The sequence below is a fragment of the Streptomyces sp. NPDC028419 genome (assembly GCF_055565515.1).
In genome coordinates, this window is record NZ_JBVHUE010000011.1 from 192,889 (window position 1) to 214,647 (window position 21,759).

Sequence of the window (21,759 nt, forward strand, 5' to 3'; positions counted from 1 at the left end):
CGCCACCCCCCCCCCCCCCCCCCCCCCCCCCCCCCCCCCCCCCCCCCCTCCCCTGCCCCTCCCCCCCCCCCCCCCCCCCCCCCCCCCCCCCCCCCACCGGGCGGTTCAGCGCGGGATCAGCCGCCCAGCTCCTGGTGACGGGCGGTCAGGGCGGTCGCGCCCTGCTCCGTCAGCGAGCCGAACAGGCGCAGGCGGGAGAAGCCGCCGTCCGGGAAGATGTCGATGCGGACGTGGCTGCCGACCGCCGGGGCGTCCAGCACGAACCGGTGGTTCGTGTCGGGCTGCAGGCGGGTGCGCGGCAGGAACTCCTGCCACTCGCCCTCCTCGCCGGACTTGATGGAGAGCGAGGCCCAGCCGGCCGAGTTGCCCTTGAGGTAGGCGGTGTCGATCTCGACCGCGCGGATCTCGGACTCGGCGACGAGCTGGTAGCGGATCCAGTCGTTGCCGTTGTCGCGGCGACGGGCGGTCTCCCAGCCGTCGTCCATCTTGCGGGAGCGGCCCGGGGCGATGGTGTTGGTCGGCGGGGAGTAGAAGCGGTTGGACGCGTCCTGCACCGAACCGCCGTTCTCCAGCGCGACCACGTCGAAGGAGCCGAGCGCGGCGAGCCACCGCGGGTCCGGGACGACCTCGCCGTAGACGCGCAGGCGGGCCACGCCGCCGTCGGGGTGCTGGTTGAGGCGCAGGTGCGTGAAGCGCTGCTCGGCGGTGACCTCGAAGCCGTTGGCCGCGTGGCCGCCGACGGCGGTGCGCGGTACGAGGGTCGTCCACTTCACGTCGTCGCCGAGGAGCTCCTCGGGGGTCGGGGCGCCCGCCACCGAAGTGCCCTCGACGGAGACCGCCTGCGGCATGTTGCCGCGGAAGTGCGCGGTGTCGACGACGATGCCGCGGATCACGCCGGGGGCACCGAGGCGGATCAGCGCGAAGTCGTGGTCCTCGGGGGTCGGCCAGGGCTGCTCGGCGGAGATGCCGCGGCGACGGCGGGTCTCCCAGCCGTCCATGACCTTGCCCTTGTGGCCGAAGTGCTCGGGGTCGAAGTGGGCGGCCTCCTCGATGAGCAGGTTCTCCCGCTCGGCGAAGAACTCGTCGTTGGCGAAGGTGACGCCGGCGCCCAGGGTCCGGGCGGCGAGGTTCGCGTACTGGGTGAACGGGAAGTCCGCGGTGCGGTAGTCCGCGTAGGGGTCGCCGCCGCCGTACGGGTTCGCGTTGCCGGTGAAGGAGGCCAAAGGAGTTGAGCTCTGCGCCGTCACAGTCAGTTCTGCCTTTCGAGGAGTCGGCCGGTGGGCTCGTTCGGGGTGCCGTGGTCGGCGATCTGCGTACCGCGCAGCCAGGTGGACTTCACGACGCCGTGCAGGGTCCTGCCCGCGTACGCCGTGACCCGGTTGCGGTGGTGCAGGTGGGCCGGATCCACGGTGAAGGTCTCTTCGGGGGCCAGGACGGCGAAGTCGGCGTCGCGGCCGACCTCGATCGCGCCCTTGTCCGCCAGGCCCGCCAGCTTCGCCGGAGCGGCGGACATCCAGCGCACGACGTCCTCCAGGGAGTGCCCGCGCTCGCGCGCCGCGGTCCAGATCGCCGGGAGGCCCAACTGGAGGGAGGAGATGCCGCCCCAGGCGGTGGCGAAGTCGTTCGTCTTCAGGTCCGCCGTGGAGGGCGAGTGGTCGGAGACGATGCAGTCGATGGTGCCGTCGGCGAGCGCCTCCCACAGGAGGTCCTGGTTCGCGGCCTCGCGGATGGGCGGGCAGCACTTGAACTCGCTCGCGCCGTCCGGCACTTCCTCGGCCGTGAGGGTGAGGTAGTGCGGGCAGGACTCCACCGTGATGCGCACGCCCTCGGCCTTGGCGGCGGCGATCAGCGGCAGCGCGTCGGAGGAGGACAGGTGCAGCACGTGGACCCGCGCGTCCAACCGCTTGGCCTGGGCGATCAGGTTCTGGATCGCGGTGTTCTCGGAGTCCCGCGGGCGGGAGGCGAGGAAGTCGGCGTACTTGGGGCCGGGCACCTGCGGCGCGGACTCCAGGTGGTGGGGGTCCTCGGCGTGCACGATCATCAGGCCGCCGAAGCCGCTGATCTCGGCCAGGGAGGTGGCCAGCTGCTCCTGGTCGAGCTCGGGGAACTCGTCCACGCCGGAGGGCGACAGGAAGCACTTGAAGCCGTAGACCCCGGCGTCGTGCAGGGGGTGCAGGTCCTTGACGTTGTCGGGCAGCGCGCCGCCCCAGAAGCCGATGTCCACGTGCGCCTTGGCCCGGGCGACCTCCTGCTTGACGCGCAGGTTGTCGACCGAGGTGGTCGGCGGGAGGGAGTTGAGCGGCATGTCCAGGATGGTGGTGATGCCACCGGCCGCGGCGGCGCGGGTGGCCGTCCAGAAGCCTTCCCACTCCGTGCGGCCCGGGTCGTTCACATGGACGTGGGTGTCGACCAGGCCGGGGAGCAGGACGTCGTCCCCGAAGTCCTCCAGCCGGGCGCCGGCCGGCACCTCGGCCGCGTACGGCAGTACGGCCGTGATCTTCCCGGCGGCGACGGCGACCGAGGCGGCACGCGTCCCCTCGGGGGTGATGACGCGCGTCGAGCGCAGTACCAGTTCCACGACGTCGGCGGACACCGGAACCTCCCCATCTACTTCCACAGAGCGAAATTCAACGTTCTGTTGACGGAGTCTTCACGCCGATGCGGGGCCAGTCAAGAGCCCCCGGACGGACCACTGACACACCTCCATCGCAATTGGATGTTTCCACAGGATGGAATTAAGATTTCGCTCTACAGAATGTAGCTACCACCACCGGGGCTCCGGCGGAGGTCCCCGCAAGGCTGTCCGCCACCGGACAAACCGCCTCTGACCGGCAGGGACGGCCTGGCCCCGGCACTAGGGCCGGTGCCGACCGCCGGGTAGGCTGCTGCCTTGCCTGCCAGCACCGAAAGGACCGCGCCGTGCCGACGTCCAGCGCCAGCACCACCGACGCTTCCGCCAAGAGCCCTGCCGCCAGCGGTGGCGTCCAGTCCCTTGAGCGCGCCTTTGATCTGCTCGAACGCATGGCCGATGCCGGTGGTGAGGTCGGGCTGAGCGAGCTGTCCGCCGCCAGCGGCCTGCCGCTGCCCACCATCCATCGCCTCATGCGCACCCTCGTGGCGTGCGGCTACGTCCGGCAGCAGCCCAACCGACGGTACTCCCTCGGTCCCCGCCTGATCCGCCTGGGCGAGTCCGCGTCGCGGCTGCTGGGCACCTGGGCCCGCCCCTACCTGGCCCGCCTGGTCGAGGAGACCGGCGAGACGGCGAACATGGCCCTGCTCGACGGGGACGAGATCGTCTACGTCGCCCAGGTGCCCTCGAAGCACTCCATGCGCATGTTCACCGAGGTCGGCCGCCGGGTGCTGCCGCACTCCACCGGCGTGGGCAAGGCGCTCCTCGCGTACACCCCCGCCGACGAGGTACGGGCCCTGCTGGCCCGCACCGGCATGCCGGCCGCGACCGAGAAGACCATCACCACCCCCGAGGGCTTCCTCGCGGCGCTGGAGCAGGTACGCGAGGTCGGTTACGCCGTCGACGACAACGAGCAGGAGATAGGGGTCCGCTGCCTCGCCGTCTCGGTGCCCAACTCGCCGACGGCCGCCGCGATCTCCATCTCGGGCCCGGCCGGCCGGGTCACCGAGGCCCTGACCGACTCGATCGTGCCGATCCTCCAGGGGATCGCGGCCGAGCTGTCGGTGGCGCTCGCCACGCAGAACCCCGCGCAGTAGGTCCCGCTACGACGACGCCCACGACGGCCCCGGTCCCCTCCGCGCGGAGGGGACCGGGGCCGTCGTCGTGGGGGGCGGGGTGGACCGGGCCGCGGGTCAGGCCGCGGGGACCACCGGGGCGGTCTCCGTCAGGCGGCCGTCGTTCATCGTCACCGTGCGGTCCATCCGCTCCAGGTGCGCGTGGTCGTGCGTGACGAGGACGGTCGCCGTCGCGCGCTCCCGGGTGAGGGTGACCAGCAGGTCGAGAACGGCCGCGCCGCGCTCGTGGTCCAGGGCGCTGGTCGGCTCGTCGACGAGCAGCACCGCGGGCTCGTTCATCAGGGCCCGGGCGATGTTGACGCGCTGGCGCTGGCCGCCGGAGAGCTGGTGCGGGCGCTTGTCGGCCTTGTCGGACAGGCCGACCGCCGCCAGCAGCTCCAGGGCCCGGCGGCGCACCTGCCGGGCGGGCCGACCCGAGAGGTGGGCCATCACCTGGAGCTGTTCGGCGGCGGTCAGCGAGGCCAGCAGGTTCGGCTGCTGGAAGACGATCCCGATCCGCTCGCGGCGCAGCCGCGCCTTGTCGGCGGCGCCGAGCGTCGCGGTGTCCTCCCCGGCCACCACGACCCTGCCGGAGTCCGGGGTGACCAGGGTGGCCGCCACCGCGAGCAGGCTGGACTTGCCGGAACCGGAGGGGCCGACCACCGCCGTCAGGGTGCCCGCGGGAACCTCCAGGTCCACCGCGTCGAGGGCGGTGAGCCGGGTGTCGCCGTCCGGGTAGGTGAGCGTGACGTCGTGCACGAGCAGGGTCATCGGGCGCTCCCGAGAGCGGTCAGCGGGTCGACGGCGGTGATCCGCCGGATGGACAGGGCCGCCCCGACCACGCCCAGCGCGATCATGACGGCGGCGGGCACCAGGACGGTGGCGGTGTCGAGGACGAAGGGCACCGCGCCACCGCTGATCAGCGCGCCGAAGCCGGCGGCGAGCCCGCTGCCGAGGCCGGTGCCGACGGCGAGCATGACGACGGCCTGGCCGAGCGCGTCCTTCAGCAGGTACGGCGTGGACGCGCCCAGGGCCTTGAGGACGGCGATGTCCCCGCTGCGCTGGATCGTCCAGACCGTGAAGAAGGCTCCTATGACGAGGGCCGAGATGGCGAAGAGGAATCCGCGCATCAGCTGGAGCGAGCCGTTCTCGGCCTGGTAGGAGCCGATGGCACCGAGTGCCTCGTCGATGGTCCGGCTCTTGCTGGCGGAGGCCTTGTCACCGGCCGCCCAGTCCACGTTCCCCCCGCCGTCGAGGGCGACGACCGTGGCGAGCGTGTCGAGGGAGGTGCCGGGGCTGCCGATGCGCTGCCAGTCGCCGAGGTCCATCCAGACGACCGGGGTGTGGCTGTAGGAGGCGGTCCCCGAGACGGCGCCGACGGCGAGCTCCAGGGAGCCGATCTTGAGCTTGGAACCGGCGCGCAGGCCGCCGAGCTCCTTGGCGGCCTTCTCGCTCAGGACCACCCGGCCCTGGCCGAGGGCGTCGGCCCCGGCGCCCCCCTTCGGGGCGAGCCGGCCGGTCGGCTCGACGCCGAAGACCGAGACGGCGGCCGTGCGCTCGCCCGAGAGCGCGTTGGTGGTGCGGATGCCGAGCGGGTCGGCGGCCCGCACGCCGGGCTGCGCCCGCCAGGCCGTCCAGGCGCTCTCGGGGAGCTGGGAACTGGTGAAGGACACCTTCTGGTCACCGGCGGGCGCGGCGAAGGCGAGACGGGTGGCGGGCAGGCCGGTGATGGCCGAGATGTTCTCCCGGGCCAGTCCGGAGGTGAGCCCCGACAGCAGGCCCACGAGCAGCGTGATCAGCACCACGACCGCACCCATCAGGGCGAAGCGGCCTCTGGCGAACCGTAGATCTCTCCATGCGACGAACATGCTTCCCACCTTGGTGTTCCGCGTGGACACAAGGCATCGCGCCACGGTAGCGATCCTCGTATCGAAGGGCGGAAGGAGACATCAAACTTTTGGTTGACCGGGGCCGGGCGGCGGCGACCTACGCTGGTCAGGCCATGGAATCCGCCCGTACCACCCGCCGTTCGCGGCCCGCGCGGCCCGCCGCCGGCGCCCCGCCCGCCGCCACCGGCCGCGCGCTGACCCCCGTCTCGCGGGTGCTGCGCCTGTGCCTGCACGCCCTGCTGTTCGGGCTGCTCGCCCTGGCCGCGGGGCGCGCCGTGACCGATTCCGCGCCCGGCGCGGGGTGGGTGGTCGCCGCCTGCGCGCTGCTGGCCGTCGTCTACGTCGCCGGGGTACGGGCGCCCGTCGTGCACCGCTCGCCCGGCGCCGGGGCGCTCTGGCTCGCCGGGCTCGGCGCGGCCTGGGCGGGGCTGCTCGTGGTCTCCCCCGACGGGCTCTGGATCGCCTTCCCGCTGTACTTCCTCGAACTGCACCTGCTGCGGCTGCGCTGGGGGGTCGCGGCCGTCGCGCTGACCGCGTGCGCGGCGATCGCGGGCTTCCTGGGCCACAGCAGCACGGTGAGCCCGGGGGCCTTCCTGGGGCCGCTGATCGGGGGCGGCGTGGCGGTGGCGACCGTACTCGGCTACCAGGCGCTGTACCGGGAGAGCGAGCGCCGCCGCGAGCTGATCGAGGAGCTGATCACCACCCGGGCCGAACTGGCCGCGGCCGAGCGCGGCGCGGGCATCCTGGCCGAGCGCGAACGCCTGGCCCGGGAGATCCACGACACCCTCGCCCAGGGCCTGTCCTCCATCCAGCTGCTGCTCCGCGCGGCGGAGCGCTCCCTCGGCGAGGGCCCGCCCCCGGCGGGGCCGGCCGAGGACGGGGGCCGGGAGGCGGGCCGGGACGCTGGCGGGGACGCGGTCCGGGACGCGGGCGGGGAGGCGGACGGCCGGGCGGCGGCGCTCGGGCACATCGCCCGGGCCCGGGAGGCCGCGCAGGACAATCTGGCGGAGGCCCGGCGGTTCGTCCGGGCGCTGAGCCCGCCCGACCTGGAACACGGGTCGCTCGCCGCGGCCCTGGAGCGGCTGTGCGTCGGCGCCCCGGGGGTGCGGGCCCGGTTCTCGCTGAGCGGGAGCCCGGCGGAGCTGCCGACCCCGTACGAGGTGGCCCTGTTGCGCATCGCCCAGTCCGCGCTGGCCAATGTGGTCCGGCACGCGGGCGCCGGCCGCGCGGAGATCACCCTCACCTTCATGGACGCCTCGGTGACGCTGGACATCGTCGACGACGGCCGGGGCTTCGACCCCGCCGCCGGCCGCTCCGGGGACGGCGACCGCGGCGCGGGCGCCGACGGCGGCGGCTTCGGGCTCCCCGCGATGCGCTCGCGCGCCGAGACCCTGGGCGGCACCTTCACCGTGGAGTCCGCGCCGGGCCAGGGCACCGCCGTGGCCGTCACCCTGCCCCTTCCCGTGGAGGCCCCCCGATGACCATCCGGCTGCTGCTCGCCGACGACCACCCTGTGGTGCGGGCCGGGCTGCGCGCGGTCCTGGACACCGAGCCCGGTTTCGCGGTCGTCGCGGAGGCCGCGACCGCCGAGCGGGCCGTGGAACTGGCCGCTTCGGAGCCGGTGGACGTGGTGCTGATGGACCTCCAGTTCGGCGCCGGGATGCACGGTTCCGAGGCCACGGCCCTGATCACGGCCCGGCCGGGCGGCCCGCGGGTGCTGGTCCTGACGACGTACGACACCGATGCGGACATCCTGGCCGCGGTCGAGGCGGGCGCCTGCGGCTACCTCCTCAAGGACGCGCCGCCGGAGGAACTGGCCTCGGGCGTGCGCACGGCCGCCGCGGGCCAGTCGGCGCTGGCGCCCGCCGTGGCGCTGCGCCTGATGGACCGGATGCGGACCCCGGCCGAGGCGCTGACCAAGCGGGAGCTGGAGGTGCTCCAGCTGGTCGCCGACGGGCTGTCGAACCAGCAGATCTCGAAGAAGCTGTTCCTCAGCCAGGCGACGGTGAAGTCCCACCTGGTGCACATCTACGCCAAGCTCGGCGTGGATTCGCGCACCTCGGCGGTGGCGGCGGCGAGCGCCCGCCGGCTGATCCGCACGCCCTGACCCGGGCGGCGGGCGGCGGGCGGCGGCTCAGGCCACCCAGTGCGGGCGCTCGACCGCGGGGGCCAGCGGGACCCCGTCGTGCAGGGCCGTGGCCAGGCGGCGCACGGCCTCGTCGAGCCGGTCGGCGGGGAGCGTGTAGGGGATGCGCAGCCGGTGTTCGAAGGTCCCCGGGTCCACGCCGAAACGGGCGCCGCGGCCGATGTGGACCCCGCCGGCCCGGGCCCGTTCGGCGAGGGCGGAGCTGACCGGTTCGCCGAGGTCCACCCAGAGCGAGAGCCCGCCGGGCGGCAGCTGCCAGCTCCACTCCGGGGCGTGCCGCTGCAGCGAGGCGACCAGCGCGGCGCGCTGGTCGCGCAGCCGCGCGAGCCGCTCGGGCAGCGACCGGTCCAGGCCGTCCAGCAGGGGCAGCGCGACGAGCTGGTCGAGCACGGAGCCGGTCATGTCGGCGCAGACGCGTACGGCCGTCAGCTCGGCGATCAGCTTGGCGCTGGCCCGGATCCAGCCGACCCGGAGCCCGCCCCAGTGCGTCTTGCTGAGCGAGCCGATGGTGATCACGTGGTCGGCGCCGCCGCGCGGGGCGAGCGAGGCCAGCGGCCGCGGCGCCGGCACGTCGAGGGCGATGTCGGCGATGGTCTCGTCGACGACCAGCCAGGTGCCGGTGCGCCGGGTGGCGCTGAGCAGCCGCAGCCGCTGCTCCTCGGGCATCAGCGCCCCGGTGGGGTTCTGGAAGTCCGGGATGACGTAGGCCAGGCGCGGCACGGTCTGGCGCAGGGTGGACTCGGCGATCTCCATGTCCCACCCGGCGTCGGAGACGGCGATCGAGGCCGTGCGCAGACCGGCGCGGCGCAGCGCGTCGAGGGCGTTGGCATAGGTCGGGTTCTCGGTGACCACCCGGTCCCCGGCCCGGCACAACAGGCTGGTGACCAGCGCGAAGGCCTGCTGGGCGCCCGAGGTCACCAGGATCTGTTCGGGTCGGGTCGCGAGGCCCCGGTGGCTGAAGCGGTCGGCGACGGCCGCGCGCAGGTCGGGCAGGCCGAAGGGGTGGTAGCCGGGGTTGCGGGCCAGGGCGGGCAGCCGGGGCGCGGCCCAGGCCAGGGCGTCCGCGAGGCTGCCGTCCGGTGCGCCCATCGCGGCGATGGCCAGGTCGATGCCGGGGTCGCCGTCGGCGCTGTAGCCGCCCCCGCCGAGCAGGGCGTGCGCGCCGACCGGTTGGTGCCCCTCGGGCAGTTCGGTCCAGGTGCCGGAGCCGCGGCGGCTGCGCACGTACCCGCTCTCGCGCAGCAGGTCGTAGGCGCTGGAGACGGTGGCACGGCTGGCGGCGAGGGCCTCGGCCAGGTCGCGTTCGGCGGGCAGGCGCACGTGCAGGGCGATCCGGCCGTCGAGGATCAGGGTGCGGACGGCGTCGGCGAGGCCCCGGTAGCCGGGGCGGGCGCGGACGTCCGCGGGGAGCAGGCCGGCGAGCTGGCGGCTGCCGATGGCCCTGTCCGCCGTGTGGACCACTCGCTCGTTCGCCATGCCAACCTCCCCTGATTGGCTCTGCCTGCCAGGCCAATCGAGGTCCAGACTCTCGGTATTGGCCCCTGATTGGCAAGGACGTACCGAAAATGCTGACCGACCGTGACGAACGCGCGCTGCTCCTGGCCGCCGAGGACCGGATCTCGACCCCCCTGCGGCTCCGGGCCGCGCTGGCCGCCGTACGCGCCCTCCCGCGCTCGATCCGCCGCGGCGCGGGGAGAGAATCGGAGGCATGTCAGACACCTCCGTCACGCCGGCCGTACCGGCTCACCCCGGCCCTTCGCCCCTCGCCTCCCCCCTCGTCGACTCCGCAGGCCCGGTGATCGCGGGCCTGCTGCTCGCGGCGGGCGGCGGGCGGCGGCTCGGCGGGCGCCCCAAGGCCCTGCTGCCCCACCACGGCCGACCGCTGGTCGAGAACGCCGTACGGGTGCTGCGCGAGGCGGGCTGCGCCCCGGTGCACGTGGTGCTGGGCGCCGCCGCGGACGAGGTCCGCGAGCGGGCCGATCTGAGCGGCTGCGTGGTGGTCGACAACCCCGACTGGGCCGAGGGCATGGGCTCCTCGCTGCGGGTCGGGCTGGCCTCGCTGGCCGGTGCGGACGCGGTCGCGGCCCTGGTTTCCTTGGTGGACCAGCCCGGCATCGGCGCGGTCGCGGTGGCCCGGGTGCGGGCGGCGTACCGCTCCCCCGCGAGCCTGGTCGCGGCGGCGTACGCGGGCGAGCGCGGCCACCCGGTGCTCTTCGGGGCGGACCGGTGGGCGGACATCGCGGCGACGGCGACGGGTGACAAGGGCGCCCGGGTGCACCTGTCGCGACACGCCGACGAACTGGTTCTCGTGGAGTGCGCGGACGTGGCCGAGGCCTTCGACATCGACACGCCCCCCGACCTGGCACGTCTGGGTTGAGCGGGGCGTGACCGTGGTGGCACCGAGGGCCACCGGAGATCGGAATCTGTCGACCCGGAGAATCTCGACATCAACAAACCATTGAACTTCCACCATGAGGAAATTACTATCCACTGGTCAGAAGCGCCCTGAACCACAGACGGCGCCCGCGACCGTTTCACGGAACTCTCTCCAGTCCGCGGCACTGCGTGCCGCATGCGCGAGCATTCCCCCGCGGCCGCCAGGCACCGCCGCTGAAGGAGTGACAGTTATGTCCGCACCAGCGCCGTCCCCGCTGGCCATCGTCGACGCCGAGGTCCTGCCCCGGCAGGACGAGGTCCTCACCGAAGCGGCCCTCGCCTTCGTGGCCGAGCTGCACCGGCGGTTCACGCCCCGCCGTGACGAGCTGCTCGCCCGCCGCGCCGACCGGCGCGCCGAGATCGCCCGCACCTCCAGCCTCGACTTCCTCCCGGAGACCGCGGGGATCCGCGAGGGCGACTGGAAGGTCGCGCCGGCCCCGGCCGCGCTCAACGACCGCCGCGTGGAGATCACCGGTCCCACCGACCGGAAGATGACCATCAACGCCCTGAACTCGGGCGCCAAGGTCTGGCTCGCGGACTTCGAGGACGCCTCGGCTCCCACCTGGGAGAACGTCGTCACCGGCCAGCTCAACCTGATCGACGCCTACGAGCGGAAGATCGACTTCACCGACGCCCGCACGGGCAAGTCGTACGCCCTGAAGCCCGCGGAGCAGCTCGCGACGGTCGTCATGCGCCCCCGCGGCTGGCACCTCCAGGAGCGCCACCTCCAGATCGACGGCCGTCCGATTCCCGGCGCCCTCGTGGACTTCGGCCTCTACTTCTTCCACAACGCCCAGCGGCTGATCGACCTCGGCAAGGGCCCCTTCTTCTACCTTCCGAAGACCGAGTCCCACCTGGAGGCGCGCCTCTGGAACGAGATCTTCGTCTTCGCGCAGGACTACGTCGGCATCCCGCAGGGCACGGTCCGCGCGACCGTCCTCATCGAGACGATCACCGCCGCGTACGAGATGGAGGAGATCCTCTACGAGCTGCGCGACCACGCGGCCGGCCTGAACGCGGGCCGCTGGGACTACCTCTTCTCGATCGTGAAGAACTTCCGCGACGGCGGCGGCAAGTTCGTCCTGCCGGACCGCAACGCGGTGACGATGACCGCCCCGTTCATGCGGGCGTACACCGAGCTGCTCGTGCGCACCTGCCACAAGCGCGGCGCGCACGCCATCGGCGGCATGGCCGCCTTCATCCCGTCCCGCAAGGACGCCGAGGTCAACAAGGTCGCCTTCGAGAAGGTCAAGGCCGACAAGGACCGCGAGGCGGGCGACGGCTTCGACGGCTCCTGGGTCGCCCACCCCGACCTGGTGCCGATCGCGATGGCCTCCTTCGACGCGGTGCTCGGCGAGAAGCCGAACCAGAAGGACCGGCTGCGCGAGGACGTCTCGGTCGCTCCCGGCGAACTGATCGCGATCGACTCCCTGGACGCGAAGCCGACGTACGAGGGCCTGCGCAACGCGGTCCAGGTCGGCATCCGCTACATCGAGGCGTGGCTGCGCGGCCTGGGCGCCGTCGGCATCTTCGGCCTGATGGAGGACGCCGCCACCGCCGAGATCTCGCGCTCGCAGATCTGGCAGTGGATCAACGCGGGCGTCGTCTTCGAGAACGGCGCCCTGGCCACCGCGGACCTGGCCCGCGAGGTCGCGGCCGCCGAACTCGCCGCGATCCGCGCCGAGGTCGGCGAGGAAGCCTTCGGAGGAGGCAAGTGGCAGCAGGCCCACGACCTGCTCCTCCAGGTCTCCCTCGACGCCGACTACGCGGACTTCCTCACCCTCCCCGCATACGACCAACTCCAGGGCTGACCCACCCGGCCTTCGACTGAACTCGCACAGCAGCCGAAGCCCCCGTGGCCACGAAGGTCCGGCCCGGTACCACCAGGTACCGGGCCGGACCTTCGTCGTCGACACCGCCCGCCCGGACGTTCTCGATGCGCGACCGCAGCGCCGGCCGTGTGGAAGACGCGGTGCCCGCGGCTGCAGCGCAGCAGTCGATTCATCACCGCAAACGCGGAGCGCCTGCCCCCGGAAGCTCCGGCTCCGGGGGCGCGCCCACTTCCGCCGACCGAACGAATGGTCGGGCGTTACCTCATCGTAATGTGCGGCTACCTAGCGGTAACAACGTGTGGCGTGTCACCTTTCCGGTTGCCACCGGCCGGCGGTACCCCCACTTACGCAGCCATACACCGGAGTTGTTCCCGACTTCGGCGTGGCCGACCGCAGGAGTTCCGCAGTGATCGGATTCCGCACCGTCAGCAAGAATCGGACCGGACGTCGTGTGCGACGACTCGCCGGGGCCTCGCTCGTCCTTCCGCTGGCCGTCAGCGCGTTGTTGGCCGGTGGAGCCGGTACCTCCGCCGCCAGCGCCGGGGCCGGGCCCACCGCCGTGGTGTCCATGGGCGACAGTTACATCTCCGGCGAGGCCGGGCGCTGGAAGGGCAACAGCCTGACCAACAGCGGCAGTCGGACCGGCACCGACCGCGCCTGGATCAGCGGCAGCAGCTACGACCCGGCGAAGGTATACGGCGCCACCGCGGGCGGGTGCGACCGTTCGGACTCGGCCGAGGTCCGCAGCGCGGGGCCGATCGCCGACGTGGCGATCAACCTGGCCTGTTCGGGGGCGGTCACGGACAACGTGTTCCGCGCCTCCAACGGCGGCGTGCCCTTCAAGGGCGAGGCCCCGCAGGCCGATCAGCTCGCCGGGGTGGCCCGGGCCAACGACGTCAAGGTCATCGCGCTGTCCGTGGGCGGCAACGACCTCGGCTTCGCCGACATCATCAAGGAGTGCGCGTACGACTTCGTGCTCTGGGGCTCCTACTGCTACGACGACCAACAGCAGGTGGTCGACGGGCAGATGGACGCGGTCATGGCGAAGGTCGGCAAGTCCGTCGACGAGATCCGCGCGGTGATGCGCACCGCCGGGTACGCGGACACCTCGTACCGGATCGTGCTCCAGTCCTACCCGTCGCCGATCCCGCGCGGCGCCGAGAACCGCTACACCCAGAGCGACTGGAGCCGGCTCAACACGGGCGGCTGTCCCTTCTGGAACAAGGACTCCGACTGGGCGCGCGACTCGCTCGTGCCGCAGATCGCGAACCGGCTGAAGGCCGTCGCCGCCTCCAAGGGCGCCCAGTTCCTCGACCTGCGGGACATGATGCAGGGTCGTGAGGTCTGCGCCAAGGCGAGCAAGCAGGTGAGCACGGCGGCGCCGGCTTCGGCGAAGACGAGCGAGTGGGCGCGCTGGATCGACAGCAGCGAGACCCAGGGTCCGATCCAGGAGGACATGCACCCGAACTACTTCGGGCAGCTGGCCGCCGGGCGCTGCCTCTCGCTGGTCTCCGCGCAGCCCGCGAGCGGCAACTTCGGCTGCCGCAACACCGCCGGCGGCGACCAGAGCGGGATGTACCTGACCCCGGCCAACTAGGGCGTCGGCCGGCGCGGGACAGGTGGGCGAGTGCGCAGACGTCCAGTTCGGTCTTCATGAGGGTCCCCCGGTCCCCGTGTGCACGCGGGGACCGGGTCCGCGTCGGGCATACGGCGGCGCGCACGCCACACCCGCAGTGGGTGGCGTGCGCGCCGCCGTACGTCCGTCAATGCGCCGGGACCGCTTCCGGGGCGGTGGCGTGCGCCGCGCCCTTCTTGTTGCCCAGGTGGTTGAAGGCCAGGTTGAGCGCGATCGCCACCACGCAGCCCGTGCTGATACCGGAGTCGAGGACGACCAACAGGTCCTTCGGGAAGGCGTGGTAGAAGGTCGGGGCCGCGATCGGGATCAGGCCGATCCCGAGGGAGGCGGCGACGATCAGGGCGTTCTCGCCCTTCTCCATGGCCGCGCCCGCCAGGGTCTGGATGCCGCTGGCCGCGACCGAGCCGAAGAGGACGATGCCCGCGCCGCCGAGCACCGGCAGCGGGACCAGGGCGATGACGGACGCCGCCATCGGGCACAGGCCCAGCAGGATCAGGATGCCGCCGCCCGCCGCGACGACGAAGCGGCTGCGCACCTTGGTCATGGCGACCAGCCCGATGTTCTGGGCGAAGGCGCTGCACATGAAGCCGTTGAAGAGCGGGCTGATGGCGCTGCCGAGGGTGTCGGCGCGCAGTCCGCCCTCGATGGTCCGCGCGTCCGCGGGGCGGCCCACGATCTTGCCCAGGGCCAGGATGTCGGCGGTGGACTCGGTCATGCAGACCAGCATGACGATGCACATCGAGATGATGGCGGCGACCTGGAACTGCGGGGCCCCGAAGTGGAACGGGGAGGGGAAGCCGACCAGGTCGGCGTTCTTGATGGGGGCGAAGTCGGTCATGCCGAGCGGGATCGCGATCAGCGTGCCGACGACCAGGCCGAGCAGGATGGCGATCTGCTGGAGGAAGCCGCGCAGGAACTTGCGCATCAGCAGGACGATCACGAGGGTGACCGCGGCCATCCCGATGTTCTCCATCGAGCCGTAGTCGGTGGCGGTGCGGTTGCCGCCCTGGGACCAGTTGAAGGCCACGGGGAGCAGGGAGACACCGATGAGGGTGATGACCGTACCCGTGACGACCGGCGGGAAGAAGCGGACCAGCTTGCCGAAGTAGGGGGCGGCGAAGAAGCCCAGCAGACCGGCGACCATGATCGCGCCGAATATGACGGGTATGGCGTCGGCGCCCTCGCCCTTGCCGATCGCGATCATCGGGGTCACACCGGCGAAGGAGACGCCGTTGACGAAGGGGAGTTTGGCGCCGATCTTCCAGAATCCGAGGGTCTGGAGGAGGGTGGCGAGTCCTGCGGTGAAGAGCGAGGCGCCCATCAGGAAGGCCGTCTCGGTCGGGGAGAGCCCGACGGCCGGACCGACGATCATCGGCGGGGCGACCACGCCGGCGTACATGGCGGCCACGTGCTGGAGACCGCTCGTGAACATCTTCAGCGGAGGCAGGGTCTCGTCGACCGGGTGCTTCTCCTCCGCTACTGCGACTGCGTCTACTGCGACTGCGTCTTTGCGAAACCTGGGCATTGCGGCCACGGCTTCCTCCGGTCGGTTAAACACGTCGGCAGGGACGTGGGTGTCTTGGAGGTGGTGCGAAAGCTGTGCGAGTCGAGCCGGTGAACCTGTGTTGAGTTGTGGGGGGGTGGGGTGGCGGAGGGCTGGAGGTGCCGTGGCAGTGGCGCGGGGTGCGCGCGGTGGGGAGAGCGGAGCGAGTGGCACGAGTCACCGACCCCGGGGGCGCCGAAAGAACGCGGCACCACCCGGGAGCGGCTGCCGCGGACCCCGCTCGGGTCCGCGGCGACCGGTCGGGGGCCGTCCCCCCCGACCGGACTCCGTGGGATCAGGCCTGCGCGGAGATCCGCGCGAGGCGCTGCGCCTCTTCACGGGTGGACACCGCGATGGCGTCCTCGTCCGCGAAGAGCAGTCGGTTGTTCTCGACGATCTGCTTGCCGTTGACGAACGAAGCCGTCACCGGGGCCGCGGCGCCGAAGACCAGCGCGGTGACCGGGTCGGCGATCGAGGAGTGCAGGAAGGTGCTGAGGTTCCACATCACCAGGTCGGCGCACTTGCCGACCTCCAGCGAACCGATGTTGTCGGCGCGGCCGAGGACCTGGGCGCCACCGTAGGTGCCCAGGCGCAGGGCCTGGCGCGCGTTGAGGGCGCGCTCGCGGTGAACGGTGTTCAGGCGGTTGATGAGGAGCGCGTTGCGCAGCTCGGTGTGCAGCTCGCCCGACTCGTTGGAGGCGGTGCCGTCCACGCCGAGGCCGACCGGAACACCGGCGGCGAGCATGTCCGGGACGCGGGCGATGCCCGCGGCCAGGCGCGCGTTGGAGGACGGGCAGTGCGCCACGCCGGTCTTGGTACGGGCGAAGGCGGCGATGTCGGAGTCGTTCATGTGGACGCTGTGCGCCATCCACACGTCCTCGCCGAGCCAGCCGGTCGACTCGAAGTAGTCGGTCGGGCCCATGCCGAACAGTTCCTTGCAGAACTGCTCTTCCTCGACGGTCTCCGAGCCGTGCGTGTGCATGCGCACGCCCAGGCGGCGGGCCAGCTCGGCGCCCTGCTTCAGCAGCTCGGTGGAGACCGAGAAGGGGGAGCAGGGGGCGACGGCGACCTGGGTCATCGCGTCGAAGGAGGCGTCGTGGTGCTTCTTCACGGTCGCCTCGGTGTCGGCGAGCGCGCCTTCGAGGGTCTCGACCGCGTGGTCCGGCGGCAGTCCGCCGTCCTTCTCGCTACGGTCCATCGAACCGCGGGCGAGGGTGAAGCGGACGCCCATCTCGGACGCGGCGCGGATGATCGAGCCGGAGAGGTCGCCGGAGCCCTTGGGGAACACGTAGTGGTGGTCCATGGCGGTGGTGACGCCGCCCTTGGCCATCGCGGCGAGGGAGCCCTGCGCGGCCGTGTACGTCATCTGCTCGTCGATGCGCGCCCAGGTCGGGTACAGCGCGACGAGCCAGTTGAAGAGGTTGTGGTCGGTGGCCAGACCACGCGTGATCCACTGGTAGAAGTGGTGGTGCGTGTTGACCAGACCGGGGGTCACGAGGTGCCCGGTGCCGTCGATCCGACGGACGACGTTCTCGAGGTTCTCGGGGGCCTTGCCCGCGCCGATGGACTCGATCTTGTTGCCGGCGACGACGACGTGGCCCGAGGCGTACTCGGTGTCCTTCGCGTCGACGGTCGCAATCGCACAGTTCTCGATGACGATGCGCTCTACCGCGCCGTCAATGGCTGCCGATGCTGCCATGGGACTTCCTCGTGCTTTCAGTGGCGGTACGGGCACGGCAAAGCCCAGGGTTTTGAGTGCCGGAGCCGGGGGCCTTGACAGCTGACAGTACTGCCGCCCCGTGTGTTGCGTCCGGGTGCCGATTCAGGAAGTTGAAGGGTGTCGCGCGGTCCCGGGGCCACTGCGGAGCCCCGGGACGCGCGTGCCGCGTCAGAGGTTGGTCATGTCCACGGGGATGCGGGCGTCGACGCCGTCCCGGAGGACCGTCGCCTCGATGAGCCCGTACGGGCGGTCCGCGGCGAAGTAGACCTCGTTGTCGTTCTTGAGGCCGAAGGGCTCCAGGTCGACGAGGAAGTGGTGCTTGTTCGGGAGCGAGAAGCGGACCTCGTCGATCTCCGAACGGTGGTTGATGATGCGCGAACCCATCTGGTAGAGGGTCTGCTGCAGCGACAGGGAGTAGGTCTCCGCGAAGGCCTGCAGCATGTGCTTGCGGGCCTCGGCGTAGGACTTCTCCCAGTTGGGCATCCGCTGCTCGTCGTCCGACCAGTTGAAGCGCCAGCGGGCGGATACCTGGGTCGCCAGGATCCGGTCGTAGGCTTCCTTGAGGGTCGTGTACTTGTCCTTCACGTAACCCCAGAACTCGGAGTTCGTGGAGTTCATGACGGTCAGGTCCTTGAGGCCGGAGATGACCTCCCAGTTCTGACCGTCGTACGTGATCTGGGTGACCCGGGTCTCCTGGCCCTCACGGACGAAGGAGTGGTTCACCTCGTCGGAGCCGATGAACTTCGAGTTGGCGTCCGAGGTGGCGATCCGGCTCCAGGAGTACTCCTCGATCCGGATCCGGGCCTTCTTGATCGGCTCCTGGCTGTTCACGAACCAGCGCGCCAGGTGGATGCCGAACTGCTCGGCGGACTCGATGCCGTACTCCTTGGCGAACGCGTACACCGTGTTCTTGGTGGTGTCCGTCGGAAGCACGTTGGCGTTGGAGCCGGAGTAGTGGACGTCGTCCATGTCGCCGGAGAGGGCGACCGAGACGTTCAGGTCCTTGATGTGGTGGGTGTCGCCGTCCCGCGTGATCTTGACGACGCGGTTCTCTGCTTTGCCGTACTGGTTCTGGCCCAGAATCGTGGCCATGACTAGCTCCCTCGGTAAACGGAGTAGCCGAACGGGTTGAGCAGCAGCGGTACGTGATAGTGCTCGCCCGGGTTGACCGCGAACGTGATGGTCACCTCGGGGAAGAACGCACCGCTGTCCCTTACGCGGGGGGCGTCCTGCTGCGCCTCGGCTTGCTTCTTTGCGAAGTACGTCTCGGTCTCGAAATCGAGGCGTACGTGGGTGGTGCCCTCCGGCAGAGCCGGCAGGTCCTTGCAGCGGCCGTCCGCGTCGGTGGCGGAGCCGCCCAGGGCGGTCCAGGCGCCGTCGAGGCCCGTACGGGCCGACAGGGCGATGGCCACGCCCTCGGCGGGGCGGCCGATGCTCGTGTCCAGGATGTGCGTGGACACGGAAGCGGTGGTGTCGGTGCTCATGCGCTCTCTTCCTCGGCGAGTCGGGTCAGGCGGATCCGGTTGATCTTCACCAGTTCGCCGCGGGCGATCTCTCGCTCCTGCTCCGGCGAGTTGGCGATCCGGGTCTTGACCGCGTCCCGCATGAACTCACCGGTCGCACCGGTGGCGCAGATGAGGAAGACGTGTCCGAACTTCTCCTGGTAGGCCAGGTTCAGTTCGAGCAGCTCGGTCTTCAGCTCTTCGGAAGCTCCGGCCATCCCCCGCTGTTCGCGGGCGGAGGTCGGGTCACCAGGCTTCGGCCGGCCGATCGGCGCGTGTCCCCCCATCGCCTCGCCCAGGTCCTCCGCGGTCAGCTCCGCCATGGCGGACTCGTTGGCCGAGAAGAGGGCGTCGACGGTGGCGAAGGGGCGCTGGGCGAGCATCTTGCTCCCCCAGGCCGAGCTGGCGCACACCTCGTGCAGCTCAGCCGTGGCCGCGCTGTCGTCCAAGGTGTTGATCCGGGTGAGACCCGGGGTCGGACTCGAAGTCACGGTAGGCCTCCGTGGCCTTGTTGCTTAACGGGCTGGGCATAGCTAACGCCCTCGACAACACGGCGTCAACACTTTGTTGAAACTTCCCGTACACAAAAGCCGCCGCCCGGGTGAATAGGGCGGCGGCTCGTCACCGTCGGTCAAACGACGTTCACTCCGGGGTCGGCTTGCCGGCCCCTTTGGGAGGGTTCGACTCCCTGTTCAAGTAGTTGTAGACGGTGAAGCGGCTGACCCCGAGGGCGCTCGCGACCGTCTCCACGCCGTGCCGGACCGAGAAGGCGCCGCGCGCCTCCAGTATCCGCACGACGTCCTGCTTGGTCTTGCGGTCCAGCTGCGCCAACGGTACGCCGTGCCGGCGCTCCAGCGCCGACAGGATGTGGTCCAGCGAGTCGGACAGCTGCGGGAGCCGCACGGCGAGCAGGTCCTGCCCCTCCCAGGCGAGCACGACGTCGTCCGGCTGGGCCAGGGCGGGGTCCATCAGCTCGCCGCCCATCGCGTCCACCAGCGGCTTGACCGCGGCGACGAAGGGGTGGTCGCGGGGTTCGGTCACGACGTTCCCTCCCCGATGACATTGACCTGGAGGGACACCCGGGTGGCCCCGGCGCCGAGCGCGTCGCGCAGCAGCGCGGTGACCGCGTCGAGCACGGCGTCCGACTCCCCCTCGGCGGTGTTGCCGAAGGGACCGACGTCCATCGCGTCCAGGTGCGCCCGCCGCATGACCTCGCGAGCGGCCACGGCATGGGCAGGAGCCTCTTCGAGGTCGAAGGGCTCGGTCGTGAACTCCACTCTCAATCGCACGCGGTCAAGCTACCCCGCACTCGGGATTTTTCGGGAGTCCGCACTTGACAGCCACGCGAACCTCGATGCAGTCTTCCATCAAGCAGAAAACAACTTCCGCAATACGGAAGGAGCGCACACCCCTCATGGGATACACGGACCAGCGCTTCGATGTGAACCTCTCGATCCTCTTCACGGAACTCCCGCTCCTGGAGCGTCCCGCGGCTGCCGCCGCGGCCGGCTTCACCGCGGTCGAGCTGTGGTGGCCCTGGATCGAAACCCCCACTCCCGCCCAGTCGGAGCTGGACGCCCTCAAGAAGGCTCTTGAGGACGCCGGCACCCAGCTGGTGGGCCTGAACTTCTACGCCGGCCAGCTGCCCGGGCCGGACCGCGGTGCGGTGTCCGTGCCGGGCGAGGAGTCGGACCGCTTCAACGCCAACATCAACGTGGCGGCGGACTTCGCCGCCTCGGTCGGCTGCAAGGCCCTGAACGCCCTCTACGGCAACCGCGTCGAGGGTGTGGACCCGGCGGTCCAGGACGAGCTGGCCCTGGAGAACCTGGTCGTGGCCGCCCGCGCCGCCGACCGGGTCGGAGCGATCCTCCTGATCGAGACGCTCAACAAGCCGGAGTCGCCGCTCTACCCGCTGGTGAGCGCCCCCGCCGGCATCGAGGTGGTGGACAAGGTGAACGAGGCCACCGGCCTCGGCAACGCCAAGTTCCTGCTCGACCTGTACCACCTGGCGATGAACGATGAGGACCTCTCCGAGGTCATCGAAAAGTACGCCGCCAAGACCGGGCACGTCCAGATCGCGGACAAGCCGGGACGCGGCGCCCCCGGCACCGGTGAGCTCCCCCTGGAGGAGCTCCTGGACCAGCTGAAGAAGGCCGGATACGAGGGCTACGTAGGCCTCGAGTACAAGGCCGCCGACGCCGCCGCCTCCTTCGCATGGCTGCCCGCCGAGGCCCGCGCCGCGCGATAGGCGGACAAAGTCCGGGCGATCAGCCAGGCACGCCACACACTTTTCGTACAAAGCATTAAGAGAAGGACCCTCATCATGAGCAACCTCCCCAAGCTCGCCTGGATCGGCCTCGGAATCATGGGCTCCCCCATGGCCGAGAACCTCCTGAAGGCCGGTTACTCGGTCACCGGCTTCACGCTGGAGCAGGACAAGCTGGACCGCCTGGCCGCCGCCGGTGGCAACGCCGCCGGCTCGATCGCCGAGGCCGTCAAGGACGCCGACGTCATCATCACGATGGTGCCCGCCTCCCCGCAGGTCGAGGCCATCTCCTACGGCCCGAACGGCATCCTGGAGAACGCCAAGTCCGGCGCGCTGATCATCGACATGTCGTCGATCACCCCGCAGACCTCGGTCGACCTGGCGAAGAACGCTGCCGAGAAGGGCATCCGCGTCATCGACGCGCCCGTCTCCGGCGGCGAGGCCGGCGCCATCGAGGCCGTACTGTCGATCATGGTCGGCGGCGAGCAGGCCGACTTCGACGAGGCTCTCCCGGTGCTGGAGGCCCTCGGCAAGACCATCGTGCTCTGCGGGCCGCACGGCTCCGGCCAGACGGTCAAGGCCGCGAACCAGCTCATCGTCGCGGTGAACATCCAGGCGTGCGCCGAGGCCGTCGTCTTCCTCGAGAAGTCCGGCGTGAACCTCCAGGCCGCCCTGGACGTCCTCAACGGCGGTCTGGCCGGCTCCACGGTCCTGACCCGCAAGAAGGACAACTTCCTGAACCGCGACTTCAAGCCCGGTTTCCGGATCGACCTGCACCACAAGGACATGGGCATCGTCACCGACGCCGCCCGCAACGTCGGTGCGGCCCTCCCGGTCGGCGCGGTCGTCGCCCAGCTGGTCGCCTCGCTGCGCGCCCAGGGTGACGGCGGCCTGGACCACTCCGCGCTGCTGCGCGCGGTCGAGCGCCTCTCCGGCGCCGAGATCTGAGCCCGCGGCCCGCACGCCGGGCCGCCGCTCCCTCCCCTTCGGGGGACCTGAGTTTCCGGATGGTGCCGGTGCTGACACCTGTCCTGTCGCGCCCAAG

At 71.3% G+C, this 21,759-nt stretch carries 20 protein-coding genes; 8 read left to right on the plus strand and 12 right to left on the minus strand.

What is annotated here, in order from left to right; all coding sequences use genetic code 11:
* Positions 1–116: 116 nt before the first annotated feature.
* Positions 117–1,247, minus strand: coding sequence for an allantoicase (gene alc / locus ACZ4UB_RS15800; RefSeq protein WP_468070581.1), 1,131 nt, complete (start codon positions 1,245–1,247; stop codon positions 117–119).
* 2 nt (positions 1,248–1,249) lie between these two features.
* Positions 1,250–2,593, minus strand: coding sequence for an allantoinase AllB (gene allB, locus ACZ4UB_RS15805; protein ID WP_354383088.1), 1,344 nt, complete (start codon positions 2,591–2,593; stop codon positions 1,250–1,252).
* A gap of 326 nt (positions 2,594–2,919) precedes the next feature.
* On the opposite strand from allB, the gene ACZ4UB_RS15810 reads away from it, so the two are divergent.
* Positions 2,920–3,726 (plus strand): IclR family transcriptional regulator, encoded by an 807-nt coding sequence (locus ACZ4UB_RS15810; RefSeq protein ID WP_354383087.1) that lies wholly within the window; start codon positions 2,920–2,922, stop codon positions 3,724–3,726.
* A gap of 96 nt (positions 3,727–3,822) precedes the next feature.
* Here ACZ4UB_RS15810 and ACZ4UB_RS15815 read toward each other — a convergent pair whose 3' ends face one another.
* Positions 3,823–4,515, minus strand: coding sequence for an ABC transporter ATP-binding protein (locus ACZ4UB_RS15815; protein ID WP_468070582.1), 693 nt, complete (start codon positions 4,513–4,515; stop codon positions 3,823–3,825).
* Positions 4,512–5,612 carry an ABC transporter permease gene (locus tag ACZ4UB_RS15820; protein ID WP_468070583.1) on the minus strand — a complete coding sequence of 367 codons (1,101 nt, stop codon included), beginning with the start codon at positions 5,610–5,612 and terminating at the stop codon, positions 4,512–4,514. Before ACZ4UB_RS15820 ends, ACZ4UB_RS15815 begins: the two co-directional genes overlap by 4 nt.
* 134 nt (positions 5,613–5,746) lie before the next feature.
* Here ACZ4UB_RS15820 and ACZ4UB_RS15825 point away from each other — a divergent pair, with 134 nt between their 5' ends.
* Positions 5,747–7,114: a sensor histidine kinase gene (locus ACZ4UB_RS15825; protein WP_468070584.1), complete on the plus strand. Its 1,368-nt coding sequence runs from the start codon at positions 5,747–5,749 to the stop codon at positions 7,112–7,114.
* Positions 7,111–7,740: a response regulator gene (locus ACZ4UB_RS15830; RefSeq protein ID WP_468070585.1), complete on the plus strand. Its 630-nt coding sequence runs from the start codon at positions 7,111–7,113 to the stop codon at positions 7,738–7,740. Before ACZ4UB_RS15825 ends, ACZ4UB_RS15830 begins: the two co-directional genes overlap by 4 nt.
* 27 nt (positions 7,741–7,767) lie before the next feature.
* Here the strand turns inward: ACZ4UB_RS15830 and yczR are convergent, their stop codons facing one another.
* Complete coding sequence (gene yczR, locus ACZ4UB_RS15835) at positions 7,768–9,255, minus strand: MocR-like transcription factor YczR (RefSeq protein ID WP_468070586.1); 1,488 nt, start codon at positions 9,253–9,255, stop codon at positions 7,768–7,770.
* Positions 9,256–9,487: 232 nt separating this feature from the next.
* On the opposite strand from yczR, the gene ACZ4UB_RS15840 reads away from it, so the two are divergent.
* The 3 genes from ACZ4UB_RS15840 to ACZ4UB_RS15850 all read left to right on the plus strand — a co-directional run bounded on the left by ACZ4UB_RS15840 (position 9,488) and on the right by ACZ4UB_RS15850 (position 13,644).
* On the plus strand, positions 9,488–10,156 hold the full coding sequence (locus ACZ4UB_RS15840) for a nucleotidyltransferase family protein (RefSeq protein WP_468070587.1): 669 nt from the start codon (positions 9,488–9,490) through the stop codon (positions 10,154–10,156).
* A 250-nt stretch (positions 10,157–10,406) separates the two neighbouring features.
* Positions 10,407–12,026 (plus strand): malate synthase A, encoded by a 1,620-nt coding sequence (aceB, locus tag ACZ4UB_RS15845; protein ID WP_468070588.1) that lies wholly within the window; start codon positions 10,407–10,409, stop codon positions 12,024–12,026.
* 427 nt (positions 12,027–12,453) lie between these two features.
* Positions 12,454–13,644 carry an SGNH/GDSL hydrolase family protein gene (locus ACZ4UB_RS15850; protein ID WP_468070589.1) on the plus strand — a complete coding sequence of 397 codons (1,191 nt, stop codon included), beginning with the start codon at positions 12,454–12,456 and terminating at the stop codon, positions 13,642–13,644.
* A gap of 166 nt (positions 13,645–13,810) precedes the next feature.
* Here ACZ4UB_RS15850 and ACZ4UB_RS15855 read toward each other — a convergent pair whose 3' ends face one another.
* The 7 genes from ACZ4UB_RS15855 to ACZ4UB_RS15885 form a co-directional block, all read right to left on the minus strand.
* On the minus strand, positions 13,811–15,217 hold the full coding sequence (locus tag ACZ4UB_RS15855) for a nucleobase:cation symporter-2 family protein (protein WP_468070590.1): 1,407 nt from the start codon (positions 15,215–15,217) through the stop codon (positions 13,811–13,813).
* A 304-nt stretch (positions 15,218–15,521) separates the two neighbouring features.
* A complete protein-coding gene (locus tag ACZ4UB_RS15860; RefSeq protein WP_468070591.1) occupies positions 15,522–16,925 on the minus strand; it encodes an 8-oxoguanine deaminase in 1,404 nt (467 codons plus the stop codon).
* Positions 16,926–17,114: 189 nt separating this feature from the next.
* On the minus strand, positions 17,115–18,038 hold the full coding sequence (pucL, locus tag ACZ4UB_RS15865; RefSeq protein ID WP_354383875.1) for a factor-independent urate hydroxylase: 924 nt from the start codon (positions 18,036–18,038) through the stop codon (positions 17,115–17,117).
* Between the two features lie 2 nt (positions 18,039–18,040).
* Positions 18,041–18,430, minus strand: coding sequence for a hydroxyisourate hydrolase (uraH, locus tag ACZ4UB_RS15870; RefSeq protein ID WP_330333425.1), 390 nt, complete (start codon positions 18,428–18,430; stop codon positions 18,041–18,043).
* Positions 18,427–18,939 (minus strand): 2-oxo-4-hydroxy-4-carboxy-5-ureidoimidazoline decarboxylase, encoded by a 513-nt coding sequence (gene uraD / locus ACZ4UB_RS15875; RefSeq protein ID WP_354383874.1) that lies wholly within the window; start codon positions 18,937–18,939, stop codon positions 18,427–18,429. Before uraD ends, uraH begins: the two co-directional genes overlap by 4 nt.
* 151 nt (positions 18,940–19,090) lie before the next feature.
* Positions 19,091–19,489, minus strand: a complete 399-nt coding sequence (locus ACZ4UB_RS15880) for a helix-turn-helix domain-containing protein (protein ID WP_468070592.1) — start codon at positions 19,487–19,489, stop codon at positions 19,091–19,093.
* A complete protein-coding gene (locus ACZ4UB_RS15885; protein WP_468070593.1) occupies positions 19,486–19,737 on the minus strand; it encodes a YkoF family thiamine-binding protein in 252 nt (83 codons plus the stop codon). The genes ACZ4UB_RS15880 and ACZ4UB_RS15885 overlap by 4 nt, the downstream gene beginning before the upstream one ends.
* 125 nt (positions 19,738–19,862) lie before the next feature.
* On the opposite strand from ACZ4UB_RS15885, the gene ACZ4UB_RS15890 reads away from it, so the two are divergent.
* Positions 19,863–20,696, plus strand: a complete 834-nt coding sequence (locus ACZ4UB_RS15890; protein ID WP_468070594.1) for a TIM barrel protein — start codon at positions 19,863–19,865, stop codon at positions 20,694–20,696.
* Positions 20,697–20,771: 75 nt separating this feature from the next.
* Positions 20,772–21,662, plus strand: a complete 891-nt coding sequence (locus ACZ4UB_RS15895) for a 2-hydroxy-3-oxopropionate reductase (RefSeq protein WP_468070595.1) — start codon at positions 20,772–20,774, stop codon at positions 21,660–21,662.
* The last annotated feature ends 97 nt before the right edge of the window (positions 21,663–21,759 follow it).